The sequence below is a fragment of the Sediminibacterium roseum genome (genome assembly GCF_009939005.1).
GTDB classification, from domain to species: Bacteria; Bacteroidota; Bacteroidia; order Chitinophagales; family Chitinophagaceae; genus Sediminibacterium; species Sediminibacterium roseum.
Genome location: NZ_JAACJS010000012.1, coordinates 284,623 through 298,990 on the forward strand (window position 1 = coordinate 284,623; position 14,368 = coordinate 298,990).

Annotated in this window: 12 protein-coding genes; 2 read left to right on the forward strand and 10 right to left on the reverse strand. The window is 49.6% G+C overall.

Annotation, left to right across the window (positions count from 1 at the left end):
* Positions 1-34: 34 nt before the first annotated feature.
* From GWC95_RS09540 to GWC95_RS09550, 3 genes are all read right to left on the reverse strand, one after another.
* Positions 35-1,417 carry a hypothetical protein gene (locus tag GWC95_RS09540; protein WP_161818475.1) on the reverse strand — a complete coding sequence of 461 codons (1,383 nt, stop codon included), beginning with the start codon at positions 1,415-1,417 and terminating at the stop codon, positions 35-37.
* 13 nt (positions 1,418-1,430) lie between these two features.
* A complete protein-coding gene (gene gyrA, locus GWC95_RS09545; protein WP_161818796.1) occupies positions 1,431-4,127 on the reverse strand; it encodes a DNA gyrase subunit A in 2,697 nt (898 codons plus the stop codon).
* 249 nt (positions 4,128-4,376) lie between these two features.
* Positions 4,377-5,090 carry a head GIN domain-containing protein gene (locus tag GWC95_RS09550; RefSeq protein WP_161818476.1) on the reverse strand — a complete coding sequence of 238 codons (714 nt, stop codon included), beginning with the start codon at positions 5,088-5,090 and terminating at the stop codon, positions 4,377-4,379.
* A 219-nt stretch (positions 5,091-5,309) separates the two neighbouring features.
* Between GWC95_RS09550 and GWC95_RS09555 the strand changes: the two genes are divergently transcribed.
* Entirely contained in the window at positions 5,310-6,599 is a 1,290-nt protein-coding gene (locus GWC95_RS09555; protein WP_161818477.1) for a saccharopine dehydrogenase family protein, read from the forward strand.
* Positions 6,600-6,664: 65 nt separating this feature from the next.
* On the opposite strand, the gene rnr is transcribed toward GWC95_RS09555, so the two are convergent.
* Genes rnr through GWC95_RS09585 form a run of 6 tightly spaced genes read right to left on the reverse strand, consistent with a single transcriptional unit; the run spans position 6,665 to position 12,423 of the window.
* Complete coding sequence (gene rnr, locus GWC95_RS09560) at positions 6,665-8,695, reverse strand: ribonuclease R (protein WP_161818478.1); 2,031 nt, start codon at positions 8,693-8,695, stop codon at positions 6,665-6,667.
* Positions 8,692-9,735 carry a tetraacyldisaccharide 4'-kinase gene (gene lpxK, locus GWC95_RS09565; RefSeq protein ID WP_237722119.1) on the reverse strand — a complete coding sequence of 348 codons (1,044 nt, stop codon included), beginning with the start codon at positions 9,733-9,735 and terminating at the stop codon, positions 8,692-8,694. Before lpxK ends, rnr begins: the two co-directional genes overlap by 4 nt.
* 31 nt (positions 9,736-9,766) lie before the next feature.
* Complete coding sequence (locus GWC95_RS09570) at positions 9,767-10,336, reverse strand: 5-formyltetrahydrofolate cyclo-ligase (protein ID WP_161818480.1); 570 nt, start codon at positions 10,334-10,336, stop codon at positions 9,767-9,769.
* Between the two features lie 31 nt (positions 10,337-10,367).
* Complete coding sequence (gene bioD / locus GWC95_RS09575; protein WP_161818481.1) at positions 10,368-11,018, reverse strand: dethiobiotin synthase; 651 nt, start codon at positions 11,016-11,018, stop codon at positions 10,368-10,370.
* Positions 11,019-11,032: 14 nt separating this feature from the next.
* Positions 11,033-11,587, reverse strand: a complete 555-nt coding sequence (locus tag GWC95_RS09580; protein WP_161818482.1) for an RsmD family RNA methyltransferase — start codon at positions 11,585-11,587, stop codon at positions 11,033-11,035.
* The gene (locus GWC95_RS09585; RefSeq protein ID WP_161818483.1) at positions 11,584-12,423 is read right to left on the reverse strand and encodes a DUF3822 family protein; all 840 of its coding nucleotides are present in this window, start codon (positions 12,421-12,423) and stop codon (positions 11,584-11,586) included. Before GWC95_RS09585 ends, GWC95_RS09580 begins: the two co-directional genes overlap by 4 nt.
* 155 nt (positions 12,424-12,578) lie before the next feature.
* Between GWC95_RS09585 and GWC95_RS09590 the strand changes: the two genes are divergently transcribed.
* Positions 12,579-13,919: an MATE family efflux transporter gene (locus tag GWC95_RS09590; protein ID WP_161818484.1), complete on the forward strand. Its 1,341-nt coding sequence runs from the start codon at positions 12,579-12,581 to the stop codon at positions 13,917-13,919.
* 164 nt (positions 13,920-14,083) lie between these two features.
* On the opposite strand, the gene GWC95_RS09595 is transcribed toward GWC95_RS09590, so the two are convergent.
* Entirely contained in the window at positions 14,084-14,338 is a 255-nt protein-coding gene (locus tag GWC95_RS09595) for an acyl-CoA-binding protein (RefSeq protein WP_161818485.1), read from the reverse strand.
* Positions 14,339-14,368: the final 30 nt, after the last annotated feature.

Here is a 14,368-nt window from a genome sequence, read left to right on the forward strand (position 1 = left end):
AGCCGGCTCCTTTGGTAATTTTCGTCTACAGGGATTACTGTTTTCCGTGCAGGTCGTCGTACATTTTGTATTTCGCATCGTAGAGATCGAAGGCTTTCTGGTCCTTTCCTTTCAGCCTGTCGCGTTTGTAAGCGTACAGGTTTGCGAGGAAATCGACAGATTTACCCGTGATGTTCTTTTCCACGTTTGATTTTTGCGGTTTGTCTTTCAGGATCGTATAAGATTTTTCCAGCCATTCCACCGCTACGTCGAGGTTTTCCATCATTGGTTTTTCGAGTTCGGCGTTTTCTTTCTTGTAAGGTTCAAGTTTTGCATCCAGGGCCGCCTGCGCCGCTGCTTTCTTTTTAGGATCTTTCTCGGCAGGTTTTTCTGCATTGGCCGCATTGATCGCCTGCATGGCGCGCCTGTTGAAAGAAGCCTTATCGTCGTATGCACTGTAGATATTGTAGTAGATGATACCTACGTTGAATGCTGCGATCGCGTTCTGCGGGTTCTTTGCGTAAGCTTTTTTGAAGGCCTCGCCGGCTTTCATCGTGTATTTGATGCCGGTTGTGCTGTCGAGTTTTTCTTTCTCTTTAGCGTGTACGAAGATATCGCCAAAGGTCAGGTATTTTGCTTCGCTCAATGTTCCTGCTGCGTCTTCTTTATCGAACAGGTCTGCCTTTTGCTGGAGCGAATAGTTGTTGTCGAAATAATCGATCTCAAACTCATCTGCAGGGAATTTCGGGAAAGATTCCCTTGCCGCTGCAACGTATTTCTTGAAGTTGGGCTCGTCTTTCTGGTTCAGGTAATAGTTCACGATGAACTTGTATGAATCTTCGATCGATTCGCCATTGATGCTTGTAACTTTTGAATCTGCCAGCCTGGTGTAATACTTGATCGCCTCTGCCTGTTTGCCACCGTTCTGGTAGGCATAGGCTGCATAGAGCAACGAGGTTGAGTCGAAGGCCATGGTCGTATTCGCCCATTTGTTCTTGAACATGATGTCGCTGAAATCTACGGATGATTTGAAATCACTCGCTGCCAGCTCCCAGTTCTTTTTGTTGAAGGCCTTGATCCCGTCCATGAACAACCCGTTCTGAAGATCAAAGAAGGGCTCGGCTCCGTTCTCTTTCACCTGGGCAAAGGCCGGGTCCGCGGCGATGTAATTCTTCAGCGCTTCTTCCGCGTCTTTTGTTACCGAAGGGTATTTGGCACGGAGCGTTGTGTCTTTGTACAGGGTGGAATATATCTTCGCTTTCCAGTACAATGCTTCCGGTTTGGTGTTCAGTTTCGGATCGGCCATTACCTTATCGATCTCGGTTTTCGCTTCGTCAAATTTCTTCAGGATAAAAACGGTCTGCACTTTTTTCAGGTCCTGTGCATTCACCAGTTGCATCGTTACCGCGAAGAGGGCAAGGAATAAAACTTTCTTCATAATGGAGGGTTTGTTATTGATTTTCAGTTGTATTATCGGTGTTGTCTTCATTTTTTGTTTCATCTTCCGCAGGTGTTTCGCCTTCTTCTGAAGCCGGGTTTTCCGCGGTTGCCGGAAGATCGAGGCCCTCGATTTCCACTACTGCAGCCACTTCTTCCTCCTGCTCCTCGATCTGTGAAATCGCGGCGATCTCATCGCCCTCATCCAGCCTGATCAGTGTTACGCCCTGTGTTGCACGGCCCGCCGCCCTGATGTCCTGGATACCGGTGCGGATGGTTACGCCCGATTTACAGGTGATGATCAGGTCTTCTTTCTCCGTCACATACAAAATACCGACCAAACTGCCGGTTTTCTCCGTTACGTTGATAGTTTTAACACCTTTACCACCTCTGTTGGTAATGCGGTATTCGTCTACGGCCGTTCTTTTACCAAATCCTTTCTCGCTCACCACGAGGATGGTGCGGCTCGGATCCTCTTTGTTGATGCAGATCAGCCCGATCACCTCATCTTTCGTATCGTCTACCTCGATACCGGCCACCCCGATGGCTCCCCTCCCGGTTACACGTACTTTTTCTTCCGGGAAACGGATCGCGCGGCCGCTTTTTACTGCCATCATGATCTCCTGTTTGCCATCTGTGAGGCGTGCCGACAACAGCTCATCCCCTTCGTTAACGGTGATGGCGATGATGCCATTGGCCCTCGGGCGACTGAAATCTTCGAGCGATGTTTTTTTGATGATGCCCTGCTTGGTACAAAGTACGATATAATGTTGCTGAACGTACTCTTTATCGTCGAGTTTATTCACGTCGATGATGGCTTTCACCTTGTCATCTCCCGGCAACTGGATGAGGTTCTGTATCGCCCTTCCCTTGCTCTGTTTCTCACCTTCAGGGATTTCGTACACGCGCAGCCAGAAGCAGCGGCCCTTTTCGGTGAAGAACATCATGGTTCCGTGTGTTGATGCCACGAACAGGTGTTCTACATAATCTTCTTCCCTTGTTTTCGTGCCCACGGCTCCCCTTCCGCCCCTGCGCTGCTGGCGGTATTCGGTGGCGGAGGTGCGCTTGATATAGCCAAGGTGCGAGATCGTGATCACCACGTCTTCGTCTTCGATGAGGTCTTCGATACGCATTTCATCGGCCAGGTACTGGATCTCCGATTTACGCGCATCGCCGAATTTCTCTTTGATCTCGAGCAGCTCGGTTTTGATGAGTTCATACCGCAATGGTTCACTTGCCAGCAACTGTTTCAGGTGGCGGATGGAAGCGATGAGGCTGTTGAATTCATCAACGATCTTGTCGCGCTCCATTCCCGTCAAACGCTGCAAACGCAGCTCCAGTATGGCTTTCGCCTGTATTTCAGACAAACCTGTTTCCTGGTTGTAGATCTCGTCTGTGAGGTCTGCAAACATGTTCTTGTTGAGGTACCAGGTTTCGGTTTTGCTTTTTGCGATGAGGTTCTCTTTTGCTTCGTCGGGTGTTCTGCTGGCGCGGATGAGCTTGATCACTTCGTCGAGATGATCGAGCGCCTTGAGGTAACCTTCGAGTATATGCGCCCTTTCTTCTGCTTTCCTGAGGTCGAACCTGGCGCGGCGGATCACCACTTCCATCCTGAATTCGATGAACTCGGCGATGAGGTCCTTCAGGTTCATCACTTTCGGGCGGCCTTTCGAAATAGCGACGTTGTTGATGCCGTAGCTGGTCTGTAATTCTGTGTATTTGTAAAGCTGGTTAACAATTACCTGTGCCACCACATCGCGTTTCAGATCGAGTACGATACGCGTTCCTTCGCGCATGTTGCTCTCGTTGTTCACGTGTGCGATGCCTTCGATCGTTTTATCGGTCACGAGCTGCCCGATGCGGTCGGTAAGCTGGTCCCTGTTCACCTGGTAAGGCACTTCGGTGATCACGATCTGTTCACGTCCGCTTGGTTTTGTATCTACATGGCATCTTCCGCGCAGCACTACCCTTCCGCGGCCGGTTAACAATCCCTGGCGAACGCCGTCCATTCCATAGATGATGCCACCTGTTGGAAAATCGGGCGCCTTTACATAGTTGATCAGTTCTTCGATCGCAATATCCCGGTTTTCCACGTAGGCCACGCAGCCGTCTACTACTTCGCTGAGGTTGTGCGGCATCATGTTGGTGGCCATACCCACGGCGATACCGGAAGAGCCGTTCACCAACAGTTGCGGTATCCGTGTTGGCAGAACCGTCGGTTCTTTTTCAGAATCATCGAAATTCAGCTGGAAGTCTACCGTTTCTTTTTCAATATCGTCCAGCATGGCTTCTGCCACGCGCTGGAGACGCACCTCCGTGTAACGCATAGCTGCCGGCGGATCGCCATCCTGGTTCCCGAAGTTACCCTGGCCATCTACCAGCATGTAACGCATGGTCCAGTCCTGCGCCATCCGCACCACCGTATCATAGATCGAAGCATCGCCGTGCGGGTGGTACTTACCGATCACCTCGCCCACGATACGCGCTGATTTTTTATAGGGTTTGTTGTGACTGTTGCCCAGTTCATTCATCGCGTATAGAACGCGGCGGTGAACGGGTTTGAATCCATCGCGTACATCGGGCAGGGCACGGCCCACGATAACCGACATCGAATAATCGATATAGGCTGTCTTCATTTGCTCCTCGATATTTACCTGTATGATGCGGTCGTTATCGTTCGTTTTCTCCGGCGGTAACAGATTGTCTTCCATGTGTGTGTTCTCGTACGATTTTAGTTCATTTACACGGTGCAAAACACCCGTGTTTTCAAGGTTGGCGAAGATAACTTTTTAGAGGCGTAAAACAGAGGGAAAACGGTTGTTTTTTAAGGGGTTTTATCCACAGTTGTGAACAGGAACCAAGCCGAAAATCCGGCCGCGGTGTTCCGGGCGTTTTTTGGCACCAAAAAGGGCTCCCGTTTTCGTCGGGAACCCTTTGCAGTATTGTGTTTTACAAGAATATCAGTTCACTTTTTTCACGCTGCCGCCACCGCTTTTTGCGCTGCTTACAGAAGCGGTTCCTTTGTAGTAAATATCGCTGCCGCCGCTGGCATTTGCATCGATCTTTTGGTTGGCGGTGATTTTAACGTCCGACCCGCCGCTTGAGTTCACCGAGCAGTTGTTGCTGATGAGCTCGTAGGCATGCACGTCTGATCCCCCGCTGCAAAGGATCTTCAGGTCGTCTGCCCGGCCCGAAACATAGGCGTCTGAGCCGCCGCTGGTGTTAAGGTCGAGCCGTTTGGTGATGATCCTTCCCTTGAAATCCGATCCTCCAGAAAGGATCATGTTCAGGGCGGGAACATCCAGTTCGTTTTCGATCGCCACATCGGCGCCGCCGGATGCGGTAAGGCGGTCGATGCTTTTTACCGATACATAGGCCTTCAGTTTCCGGTTGCCCCAGTTGAAATTCCAGCCGTTGCTTCCCCGGTCGAAATAGATCTTCAGCACACCATTCACCACTTCCACCACGATCTTGTCGCGGTATTCACTGCTTGAAGCGCTGACCGCAACGGCTTCTTCGCTGCCTTGTGTGAGGTAGAGATCGATGCCATCCGACATTTCAACGGCATGAAACCCTTTGGCCGGCCGCGCAACCGCATTGGCATCGTGTACCGGTTTTTGTGCCGCAGCACCAAGGGTTAGCAGGATGGCGGCAAGGAAGATTATTCTTTTCATGGGTGTGTTTTTTTGTCGAAACGTTCGATCGTGAATAAAGTTACAGTGCGCCGGCCCGATCCCGGCTTAATTGTGTTTTGTTTTTTGCAGAGATCCTTCGATTCGTCCTGATTTTCCGATCATCCGATTTTCCTGGCGGAACATTTTTTAGTTTTGGCCGTACATCGCATCACAAGCTACAGCCCGCGGCTGAACCTTGCAGCTAAAATCTCAGCCTACATGAAACACATCCTTCTATTCGGTGCCGGTAAATCTGCAACCGTTCTCATTGATTACCTGAAAAACATCGCCACAGCTAAACAGTGGCAGGTAACCATCGCCGATGCCAATCTCGCTGCCGTGCAGGCCAAGGTTGGCAACCACCCGGGCGTTAACGCGGTTGGCATCGACATCGAACATGAAACAGACAGAAAAGCGCTTGTAGAAAAGGCAGATGTGGTGATCTCGCTTCTTCCACCCTCCCTTCACTATTTTGTGGCGCTGGATTGCCTTGCCTTTGGAAAACACCTGCTCACGGCCTCTTATGTGGATGAAAAGATAAAAGCGCTGGCCACGGATATCAAGTCGAAAAACATCCTGTTCCTCTGCGAAATGGGTCTCGACCCTGGTATCGACCATATGAGCGCCATGCAACTTGTTCACCGCATCAAAAACGAGGGCGGTCAGATCCATTCCTTTCTTTCGCATTGCGGCGGACTGGTAGCGCCCGAGAGCGATACCAACCCCTGGCACTACAAGATCAGCTGGAACCCACGCAACATTGTGCTTGCAGGAAAAGCAGGCGCCCTGTTCAGGGAAGGCGCAAAAGAGATCACAAAGCCCTACAAAGAACTTTTTAACAACTGCAGCGAAGTAGCCGTTGAAGGCGTGGGACAGCTCGCCTATTATCCGAACCGTGATTCGCTGGGTTATATCCCGGTGTATGCGCTCGAAGAAGCGGGCACCTTCATACGCACCACGTTGCGCCATCCCGATTTCTGCAAAGGATGGGATCTGGTTGTACAGGCGGGCCTAACGGACGAAGAAAAACACATCGACACAGACAGCCTAACCATTTCCTCTTTCCTGCAAAATGCATTCGCCGATCAGAAAATTTCTTTGTCTACAGCATTGCTCCAGGAACAGTTTGATTTTTTAGGATGGAACGATCTTACTTTCATCAACAAAGGCTACTGCAGTGTTGCCGATGCATTGCAGTTTGTGCTTGAAAAAAAATGGGCGCTTGGAGATGGCGACAAAGACATGATCGTTATGCTACACGAGATCGGTTACCTGTTGAACGGGAAAAACCATGTTGTAAAAAGCGAACTCGTTGTAAAAGGCGAAGACCAGCTGCACACCGCGATGGCCAAAACAGTAGGGCTTCCGCTAGGCATCGCCGCTTATTTGTTACTGGAAGGCAAAATTACCGAGACGGGTTTGCATATTCCCATTGAGGAAGGGATCTATGAACCTGTGTTGACGGCGTTGCGGGGGTTTGGGATAAGGTTTAACGAAACGAACATCTAAATGCTGTTGCTGGTCAGGCGACCAACAACAGCATCGAAACAGTCAACAATTTCAAAAGCTTCCTGCTATTTTTTCTTCTTCGAAGGTTTCTTTGTTTTGGGCCGCGATGTGCCCGCCTCATCACCGTTCGCGTTCATCACCCATTCGTAATCAAGCTGGCGTTTTTCCAGGTTGGCGGCTGCCACGCGGATGAATACCTTATCGCCCATCCTGAATGTGCGGCCGCTGCGAAGTCCCACAAGACTGTAATCGCTTTCCACATGACGGAAATCGTCGTAGTCCGAGAGGCCGATCACGCTTACCAATCCCTCACATTTGTGTTCAACGGTTTCTACAAAGAAACCGAAGCTTGCCACGCCACTCACCACGCCTTCAAACACTTCGCCGATGTGTTTCTGTAAGAACTCCACCTGTTTGTATTTGTTGCCCGCTCGTTCGCATTCCATTGCGGCACGTTCGCGTTCGCTGCTGTGTTTGCATTTTTCCTCCATCTTCTTGTCTACCATCGGTTTTTCTTCAAGAATGGATTGCAGCACACGATGCACCATCACATCGGGATATCGCCTGATGGGCGATGTAAAATGACAATAATGTTCAAACGCCAGCCCGTAGTGTCCTATGTTCTCCGTGGTATAGATCGCCTTGGCCATGGTGCGTATGCCCAACTGCTCGAGCACATGCTGTTCGGGTTTTCCTTCCGCTTCTTTCAGCATTGCGTTGAAACTTGCGGCAATGGCCTGCGGCGTAGATACATCGAACTTATACCCGTGTTTGGTTGCAAATGCGATGAAAGGCGTGAGCTTGTCAACATCGGGCCTGTCGTGCACACGGTATGGAAACGGCAATGGTTTTTTGTTGATCTTCAGTTTGGCAACATTTTCCGCTACCGTTCGGTTGGCAAGCAGCATGAACTCTTCGATAAGCTGGTGCGACTCTTTGCTTTCTTTTACAACGATGCCGATCGGTTTTCCTTTTTCATCCAGTTTGAAACGCACTTCCTGCGATGAAAAGTTGATGGCGCCTTTGGCAAACCTTGCTTTGCGCATGCGCTGCGCGATATCGTTCAAAAGAAGGATCTCGTCTTTGTTGATCCCTTTTTTTGTTTCGATGATCGACTGTACATCTTCGTACGCATACCGGTGATTGGAATGGATCACCGTTTTACCCAGCCAGTATTGCTTGATGGCTCCTTTTGCATCCATTTGAAAAATGGCGGAGAAAGTGAATTTGTCTTCGTGCGGGCGCAGCGAACAAAGTTCATTCGAGATCTTTTCAGGCAGCATCGGGTTCACGCGATCGGGAAGGTAAACGGATGTTGCGCGTTTGTATCCTTCTTCATCCAGTTCGGTGCCGGGTAACACATAATGGCTAACATCCGCAATGTGCACACCGATCTCGTAATTGCCATTGGCGAGTTGACGGATCGAAATCGCATCGTCAAAATCTTTCGCATCCACCGGGTCGATGGTAAACGTGAGGATCTCGCGGCAGTCTCTCCGTTTTTTGATTTCGGCGGGATCCAGCACTTCGGGTAAACGCGCCGCTTCTTCCAGCACATCATCCGGGAAAAACAGCGGGAATCCGGCCTGCGCCAGCAGTTCCTTCATCGCGGCATCGTTCTCATCTTCGGGTTGCATGATGCTGATGATGGTGCCCACGGGTTTCTTATCGTCTTTGTCCCATTTCACGAGGCGCGCCACTACCCTGTCCTTGTTCTTTGCGCCATTCAGGTCTGTGAGCGGGATAAAGAGATCGGGCATGGGTTTATCGGTGTCGGGAATAAAAAAGGCATAGTTGGTAGACAACTGCACGTAACCGATGAACTCGGTCTGTTTTCTTGCGATCACTTCTGTGATCTTTCCTTCTTTTTTACCGGTGCGCAGGTTCTCCTTCACCACTTTTACGCGCACGGTATCGCCGTTGAGCGCGGTGTTGAAGTCGCCGGGGCGAACGAGTACATCGCCTTCGGTGTTCTCAACGATCACGTAGCCCATGCCGGAGCGTGTAACTTCGAGTTTGCCTTTTAATATGAGTTGTGCCGCAACTTTTGCACGACTTTTCTGTTTTGATTTCTGCTTCTGTTTCGCTTTGCTCATGTTGCCGGATTGAATTGAAAATTGGTAATATAACCTGTTACGAGTTCGTTGAACTGTTGTCCTTCATCAAAAAGAAAAAAATGGCGTATCGGCAAAACATACATGGGCAATGAAGCCAGCTGTTCGGTGAATTTGATCAGGCGCACAGCATCTTTTTCTGTGGTGAGGATCATTTTATCTTTTGCTTCTATCTCTTCGAACTTTTCTTTGATCTCGTTGAGGTCGTCTATTGAAAAAATATGGTGGTCTGAATAATCCATCTGGTAATACGTGTGCGTTTTAGCGAGCAGGTATTCCTTTAATGGTTTTGGGTTGGCGATGCCGCAAACGAGTAATACTTCGTCGCGCGGTGTGATCATCCATTCATCGCCGTGGTTAAAAATATGGTAAGGCAGCCCGTATTCGATCGTTGTAAAAAAAACTTTCTGGTCGGCCTCGGGTTTCAGGGAACGGATGATCTTTTGTTTGCTGGCGGCATCGAGGTCGAACGGGCATTTCGTTACAATGATCACCTGTGCCCTTTTTGCAGAGCTCCATTGATCGCGCAGGTCGCCGGTGGGCAGGAAGAAATCGTGTGAGTAAAGGTTGCTGTATTCTGTGAGCACGATGTTCAGCCCTGCCTGCACGGAGCGGTGCTGGAAGGCATCGTCGAGAATGATCGCCTGGAGATCGGGCGCATCCTGCAGCAGGTGCGGTATGCCCACCAGCCTTTCCTCGCAGGATGCTACTGCGATATCGGGGAACTTGCTGTGAAACTGCATCGGCTCGTCGCCGATCTCCAGTGCCGTGGTAAACTGGTTGGCGAGTGCATAGCCCTTTGTTTTTCTTTTGTAGCCGCGGCTCAACGTTCCTATTTTGAATTTGGGTTTGAGCAGTTCAACAAGGTATTCAACCATCGGCGATTTGCCGGTTCCGCCCACGGAAAGATTGCCCACGCAGATGAGCGGGAAATTGAACCGTGCCGATTTCAGGTATTTTTTATCGAACATCCAGTTGCGTATATAAATAACCAGGCCATAGATAAGCGCTAACGGTAACAATAAAACACGGAAGGATTTGAGGAATATCGTGTTAAAATTCATAAGTCTGCTGCGGCGTGATACAATAGGTTAAAGGTACATCAAAATGATCGGTGTCGGCGATCTTATCAACCGGCGAAAAATAGGAGAAGCCGATCTTTACCACGTCTTCCCTGCAGTTGGCGAGATACCTGTCGTAAAACCCTTTCCCATACCCCACGCGGAACCCCTGTTTGTCGTATGCAAGCAAGGGCACAAATACCATGTCCAGCTGCTGCGGATCAATCACCGTACCTTCTTTTGGTTCGGTAATGCCCCATTGGTTGGTATGGTAAACGGTGTCTTCGTGAATGGCAATGGCCGTCATCTCGCAGGTTTCCTTGTTCACCAGCGGGTAGGCGATCACCAATCCCGGAACCATGTGTCGCATGTAACTGCTGAAGAGGTGCGTGTTTGGTTCAGACTGGTTCGACATGGGCCAATACGTTAATACCGACTGCACCGCCGAATAATCAAATTGCTGGAACCGGAGCAACAGCAGGTCGTCGAGCTGCAAACGCTTGCGCGGGTCAATGACCGTACGTTTGTTCCTGTATAACGTGCGCAGTTCTTTTTTGTTCATCCGGGCGTTTTTGTGTACACAGTGAAAGCTATCAAACACCGGCAAATGCCTGCAGCTTACCGCTGATATCCTTCAGCTTTGCTGCCTCCAGCCTGATGTTTTGTTGATCTACCGTTTTCATCGCCGGCACCGATCCGAGGGATGGATAGCCCGACCATGATACGATCTCGTTTTCATAATCCAGGTAATCATCGTTAAAGATCCATCCTGCAACATCTATGCCGTTGCTTTTGCAGTATGCCGCGGTGAGTAATGAATGATTGATGCTGCCGAGGTAATTGCGGCTCACGATGATCACGCGTGCATCGAGCGCTTTGATCAGATCGGCAACAAAAAGTTTGCCTGTAAGCGGCACCAGCAACCCGCCCGCGCCTTCGATTAGCAATGGCCTTGCTGTTTTTATTTTTGTATAAGCCGATACGATCGCTTCCAGGCTGATCTCCACCTGCTCGTTTCTTGCAGCGATGTGTGGCGAGGCGGGTGTTTGCAGGCGGTATACTTCGGGATGAATGATGGATTCATTATTGCTGATCAGCCCGGCAACGGTGGTTGCATCGGTACCGTCTTCATACCCGGCCTGTATGGGTTTCCAGTAATCGGCATGCAATGCCTCGGTGAGAAGGGCCGAAACAAGCGTCTTTCCTATGTTGGTGCCGATGCCTGTGATAAAAATTGGTTTCATTGCTGGTGTTTTACTCATTCAGAAACCGCCGGGGTTTCTGTAAAAAAGGAAAACAGGGTTGTTCCGTAATTCCTCACAAAAGCAAACCCTTCAAATTTTTCGTACTGGTTTCTCGGTGTATGTTCCAGCACAAAGAAGCCTTTGGGTGCGATCAGTTTTTTTGAAACGATGACCTTTGGCAATTCATCGATACTGCCCAATGCATAGGGCGGGCCGGCAAAAATAAAATCAAATTGTTCCGTGCAGCTGTTGAGAAAAGAGAACACATCCATCTTCAGCACCTTCGCGTTGGCTGCGCCAAGCATGTCGAGGTTTTTTTTGATGAAGGCGTGCATGGTGTTGTCCTTTTCAACAATGGTCATCTCCGCCGCGCCGCGTGAGCCCAGCTCATAACTGATGCAGCCCGTGCCGCCAAAAAGATCGAGGGTTTTGATGCCTTCGAAGTTCATGCGGTTCTGGAGGATGTTGAACAATCCTTCTTTGGCAATGTCTGTGGTTGGGCGGGTATGGGGCATATTGCCGGGCGGACTGATCCTTCTCCCACCCCATTTTCCTGAAATGATCCTCATACAACCAGTTTATAAAAAGGGGTAAAATAATGCAGCGGCTGGTTGGTGGCGGCTTTGAATACGCCATCCATGTTCATGGTATCAAACGTGATCAGGCCAAAACGCGACTGCAGTTGTTTGTGCAGCGTGGACCCGTTGTCGAACATTCCGCTGATCTCCAGATGCGAATGCGCACCATCGAGTTCAAATTGCTCTTTGATATTGGTGAGATGGTACAGGACGTCTTCTTTTGTTTCAAAAGAAAAAGATTGAATGAGCTGCAGTTGCCTGTCTTTTACAACGGCCGCGATGATGTGTTTGTTGTAAAACACAACTTTTACAAAATGCGCATCCAGTTCCCCGCGGGTTAAAATATCGTGTACGATTCCGGAATACGAATGATGTGGTTTGTAGAGCAGGAAATGGCGACCCATCAGTTCGTGTATCGATCTCTTTACACGGTAGGCGTTCACGATGTGTGTGTCTGCATTGATGGGGTCGTATTTGACATCGTGGCGCGTGCTCTCGCCAAACATCAGGTTGAGATAATCTTCTGCCGCTACTGCCGTAAAACGTTTGCCGGGAATAAGAACCGCCTCTTCAAAATTGTAATAACAATGCGCGTTCCGGTATGATTTATCGAGTAATTCGGATGCGGTGCGCATTGCATAGAACACATCGTTCCAGTCGTTGCCTTCCTGGTCGAAGCGGAACACTTCAAAACCTTCAATTTCCTGTGATGCATTTCCTTTTACCAGGCAGATCACTTCGTTGCGGCTGATCTCAACCACGAGCTGGTCGGCCTCTGTGATGGAATGCCCGTTATCCGAATAATATCCGATGATCTTACGCACCATGTGAGTCAATTGCAATGCAATGATATAAAAAAACCGCTGAACCTTCTCTTCCCGCCTACTGCGCCGCCGGCATGGCATAAAATATTTTTGCGAACAAAGGCACAAAGGCTCGGTTTGAAGGCTGTAACTTCGCGGTCCTTATGGCAAATGCGGGCATGAATAGTTTACAGGTACAGATCAGCAACAGGCAGGTGTTGAAGATCGCTTTGCCCATTGCCGCCGCGATCATCGTTCCGCAGATCAATTTCATTACGAACAATATTTTCCTCGGCGGGCTCGGACAAGGCGCGCTTGCCCTTGCGGGAATTACAGGGGTCTATTACCTGATCTTCGCGGTTGTGGGACATGGCCTGAACAATGGCCTCCAGGCATTGATCTCGCGCCGTGCCGGGGAGAACAGGATCGATGCGATCGGTAATCTTTTTGCACAGGGTATACGCATCTCCATCGTATTCGCTTTGCTGGGCATGGTGATCACGTGGTTTGTGGCGCCAACGGTGCTGCGGTGGTCGCTGCACGACCCGGAAAGCGTAAATACATGCGTACGTTTTCTCAACATCCGGATCCTCGGGCTACCCTTCCTGTATGTGTACCAGATGCGCAATGCATTGCTGGTTGGAACAAACCAAAGCAAATACCTCATTCTCGGAACGGCTACGGAAGCGGTTACCAATGTGTTCTTCGATTATTCATTGATCTATGGAAAATTCGGCATGCCGCAACTGGGTTTCGATGGTGCCGCCTACGCTTCTATCATTTCGGAATTCGCAGGGCTGGTGGTGATTTTCGTGGTCATCCGGATGAATGGCATCACCCGGCAACTGGAGCTTTTCAAGAACTGGGCTTACGACGCGGCCAACGTAAAACTCATCCTTCGCCAGTCCTATCCCCTGATATTACAGCATTGCATCAGCATCATCAGTTGGGAGTTTTTTTACATCCTTATCGAACACCATGGCCAACGGGATCTTGCGATCTCCAATACCATGCGGAATATCTTCGGCTTCTTCGGCTGCTTCACCTGGGCCTTTGCGGCAACGGCCAATACGATGGTCAGTAATGTGATTGGCCAGAACCGCCAGCAGGAAGTGCTCGGGCTGATCAACCGCATCATGTACTGGAGCCTGGGTTTTGCATTATCGGTTTGCCTGTTCCTGAACCTGTTCCCGCATTTGTTCTTATCGATGTATGGTCAGGGAGATGCGTTTATCGATGCCGCCATTCCGGTAATGCGCGTGGTATCGAGCGCACTGGTGTTCATGTCGATCTCCGTTGTATGGATGAATGCCGTTACAGGCACCGGTAACTCAAAAATGAACCTGCTTTCAGAAACGGCAGCGATCACTTTTTACTGTCTCTACGTCTATGTCGTGCTTGAAAAACTAAATCTTCCCATCACATGGGGATGGGCGAGTGAATGGATCTACTGGACCACCATTTTTGTGCCTTCCTTCTGGTACATGAAAAGCAAACGTTGGGTGAAATACAAAATGTAAATGTTGCTTAAAGGGGCTATTTTGTACATTGGTAGCCAAACATGGTTGTGCCAGACAACAACAGATAGAGCCATGTTTTGTATAAAGTGTCAGATCGTCAAGCGTAGACACCAGCATGCCAATATAGAACCGAACTACCCGATACAAAAAAACACACTGGATTATTATCCCTTCAGCCGGGCCACCAACTCCACGTATTGCTGCATGGCCGATTCCTTTGAAGTACCTGCCAGTTTTGCCCAGGCCTCGTGCTTGAATTTGGCTACAAAATCGAAAGCATTCGAGGGCCCCTCGCCTGCATTGCCTTCTGTGGCTTGTTTGTACAAAGAATAAAGCTGTAAAAGGGTATCGTTGTCAGGCTTTTCGCTGAGGGTTTTGCTGTTGACAACAGCTTGTTCGAATTGTTGTTGAAGATCCATAAGACAGTCGTTTTTTTGGAATCAAAAATG

Excerpts from the sequence above, each read along its gene's own strand:
- GWC95_RS09540 (WP_161818475.1), bottom strand. The coding sequence starts at position 1,417 with ATGAAGAAAGTTTTATTCCTTGCCCTCTTCGCGGTAACGATGCAACTG.
- gyrA (WP_161818796.1), bottom strand. The coding sequence starts at position 4,127 with ATGGAAGACAATCTGTTACCGCCGGAGAAAACGAACGATAACGACCGC.
- GWC95_RS09550 (WP_161818476.1), bottom strand. The coding sequence starts at position 5,090 with ATGAAAAGAATAATCTTCCTTGCCGCCATCCTGCTAACCCTTGGTGCT.
- GWC95_RS09555 (WP_161818477.1), top strand. The coding sequence starts at position 5,310 with ATGAAACACATCCTTCTATTCGGTGCCGGTAAATCTGCAACCGTTCTC.
- rnr (WP_161818478.1), bottom strand. The coding sequence starts at position 8,695 with ATGAGCAAAGCGAAACAGAAGCAGAAATCAAAACAGAAAAGTCGTGCA.
- GWC95_RS09570 (WP_161818480.1), bottom strand. The coding sequence starts at position 10,336 with ATGAACAAAAAAGAACTGCGCACGTTATACAGGAACAAACGTACGGTC.
- bioD (WP_161818481.1), bottom strand. The coding sequence starts at position 11,018 with ATGAAACCAATTTTTATCACAGGCATCGGCACCAACATAGGAAAGACG.
- GWC95_RS09580 (WP_161818482.1), bottom strand. The coding sequence starts at position 11,587 with ATGAGGATCATTTCAGGAAAATGGGGTGGGAGAAGGATCAGTCCGCCC.
- GWC95_RS09585 (WP_161818483.1), bottom strand. The coding sequence starts at position 12,423 with ATGGTGCGTAAGATCATCGGATATTATTCGGATAACGGGCATTCCATC.
- GWC95_RS09590 (WP_161818484.1), top strand. The coding sequence starts at position 12,579 with ATGAATAGTTTACAGGTACAGATCAGCAACAGGCAGGTGTTGAAGATC.
- GWC95_RS09595 (WP_161818485.1), bottom strand. The coding sequence starts at position 14,338 with ATGGATCTTCAACAACAATTCGAACAAGCTGTTGTCAACAGCAAAACC.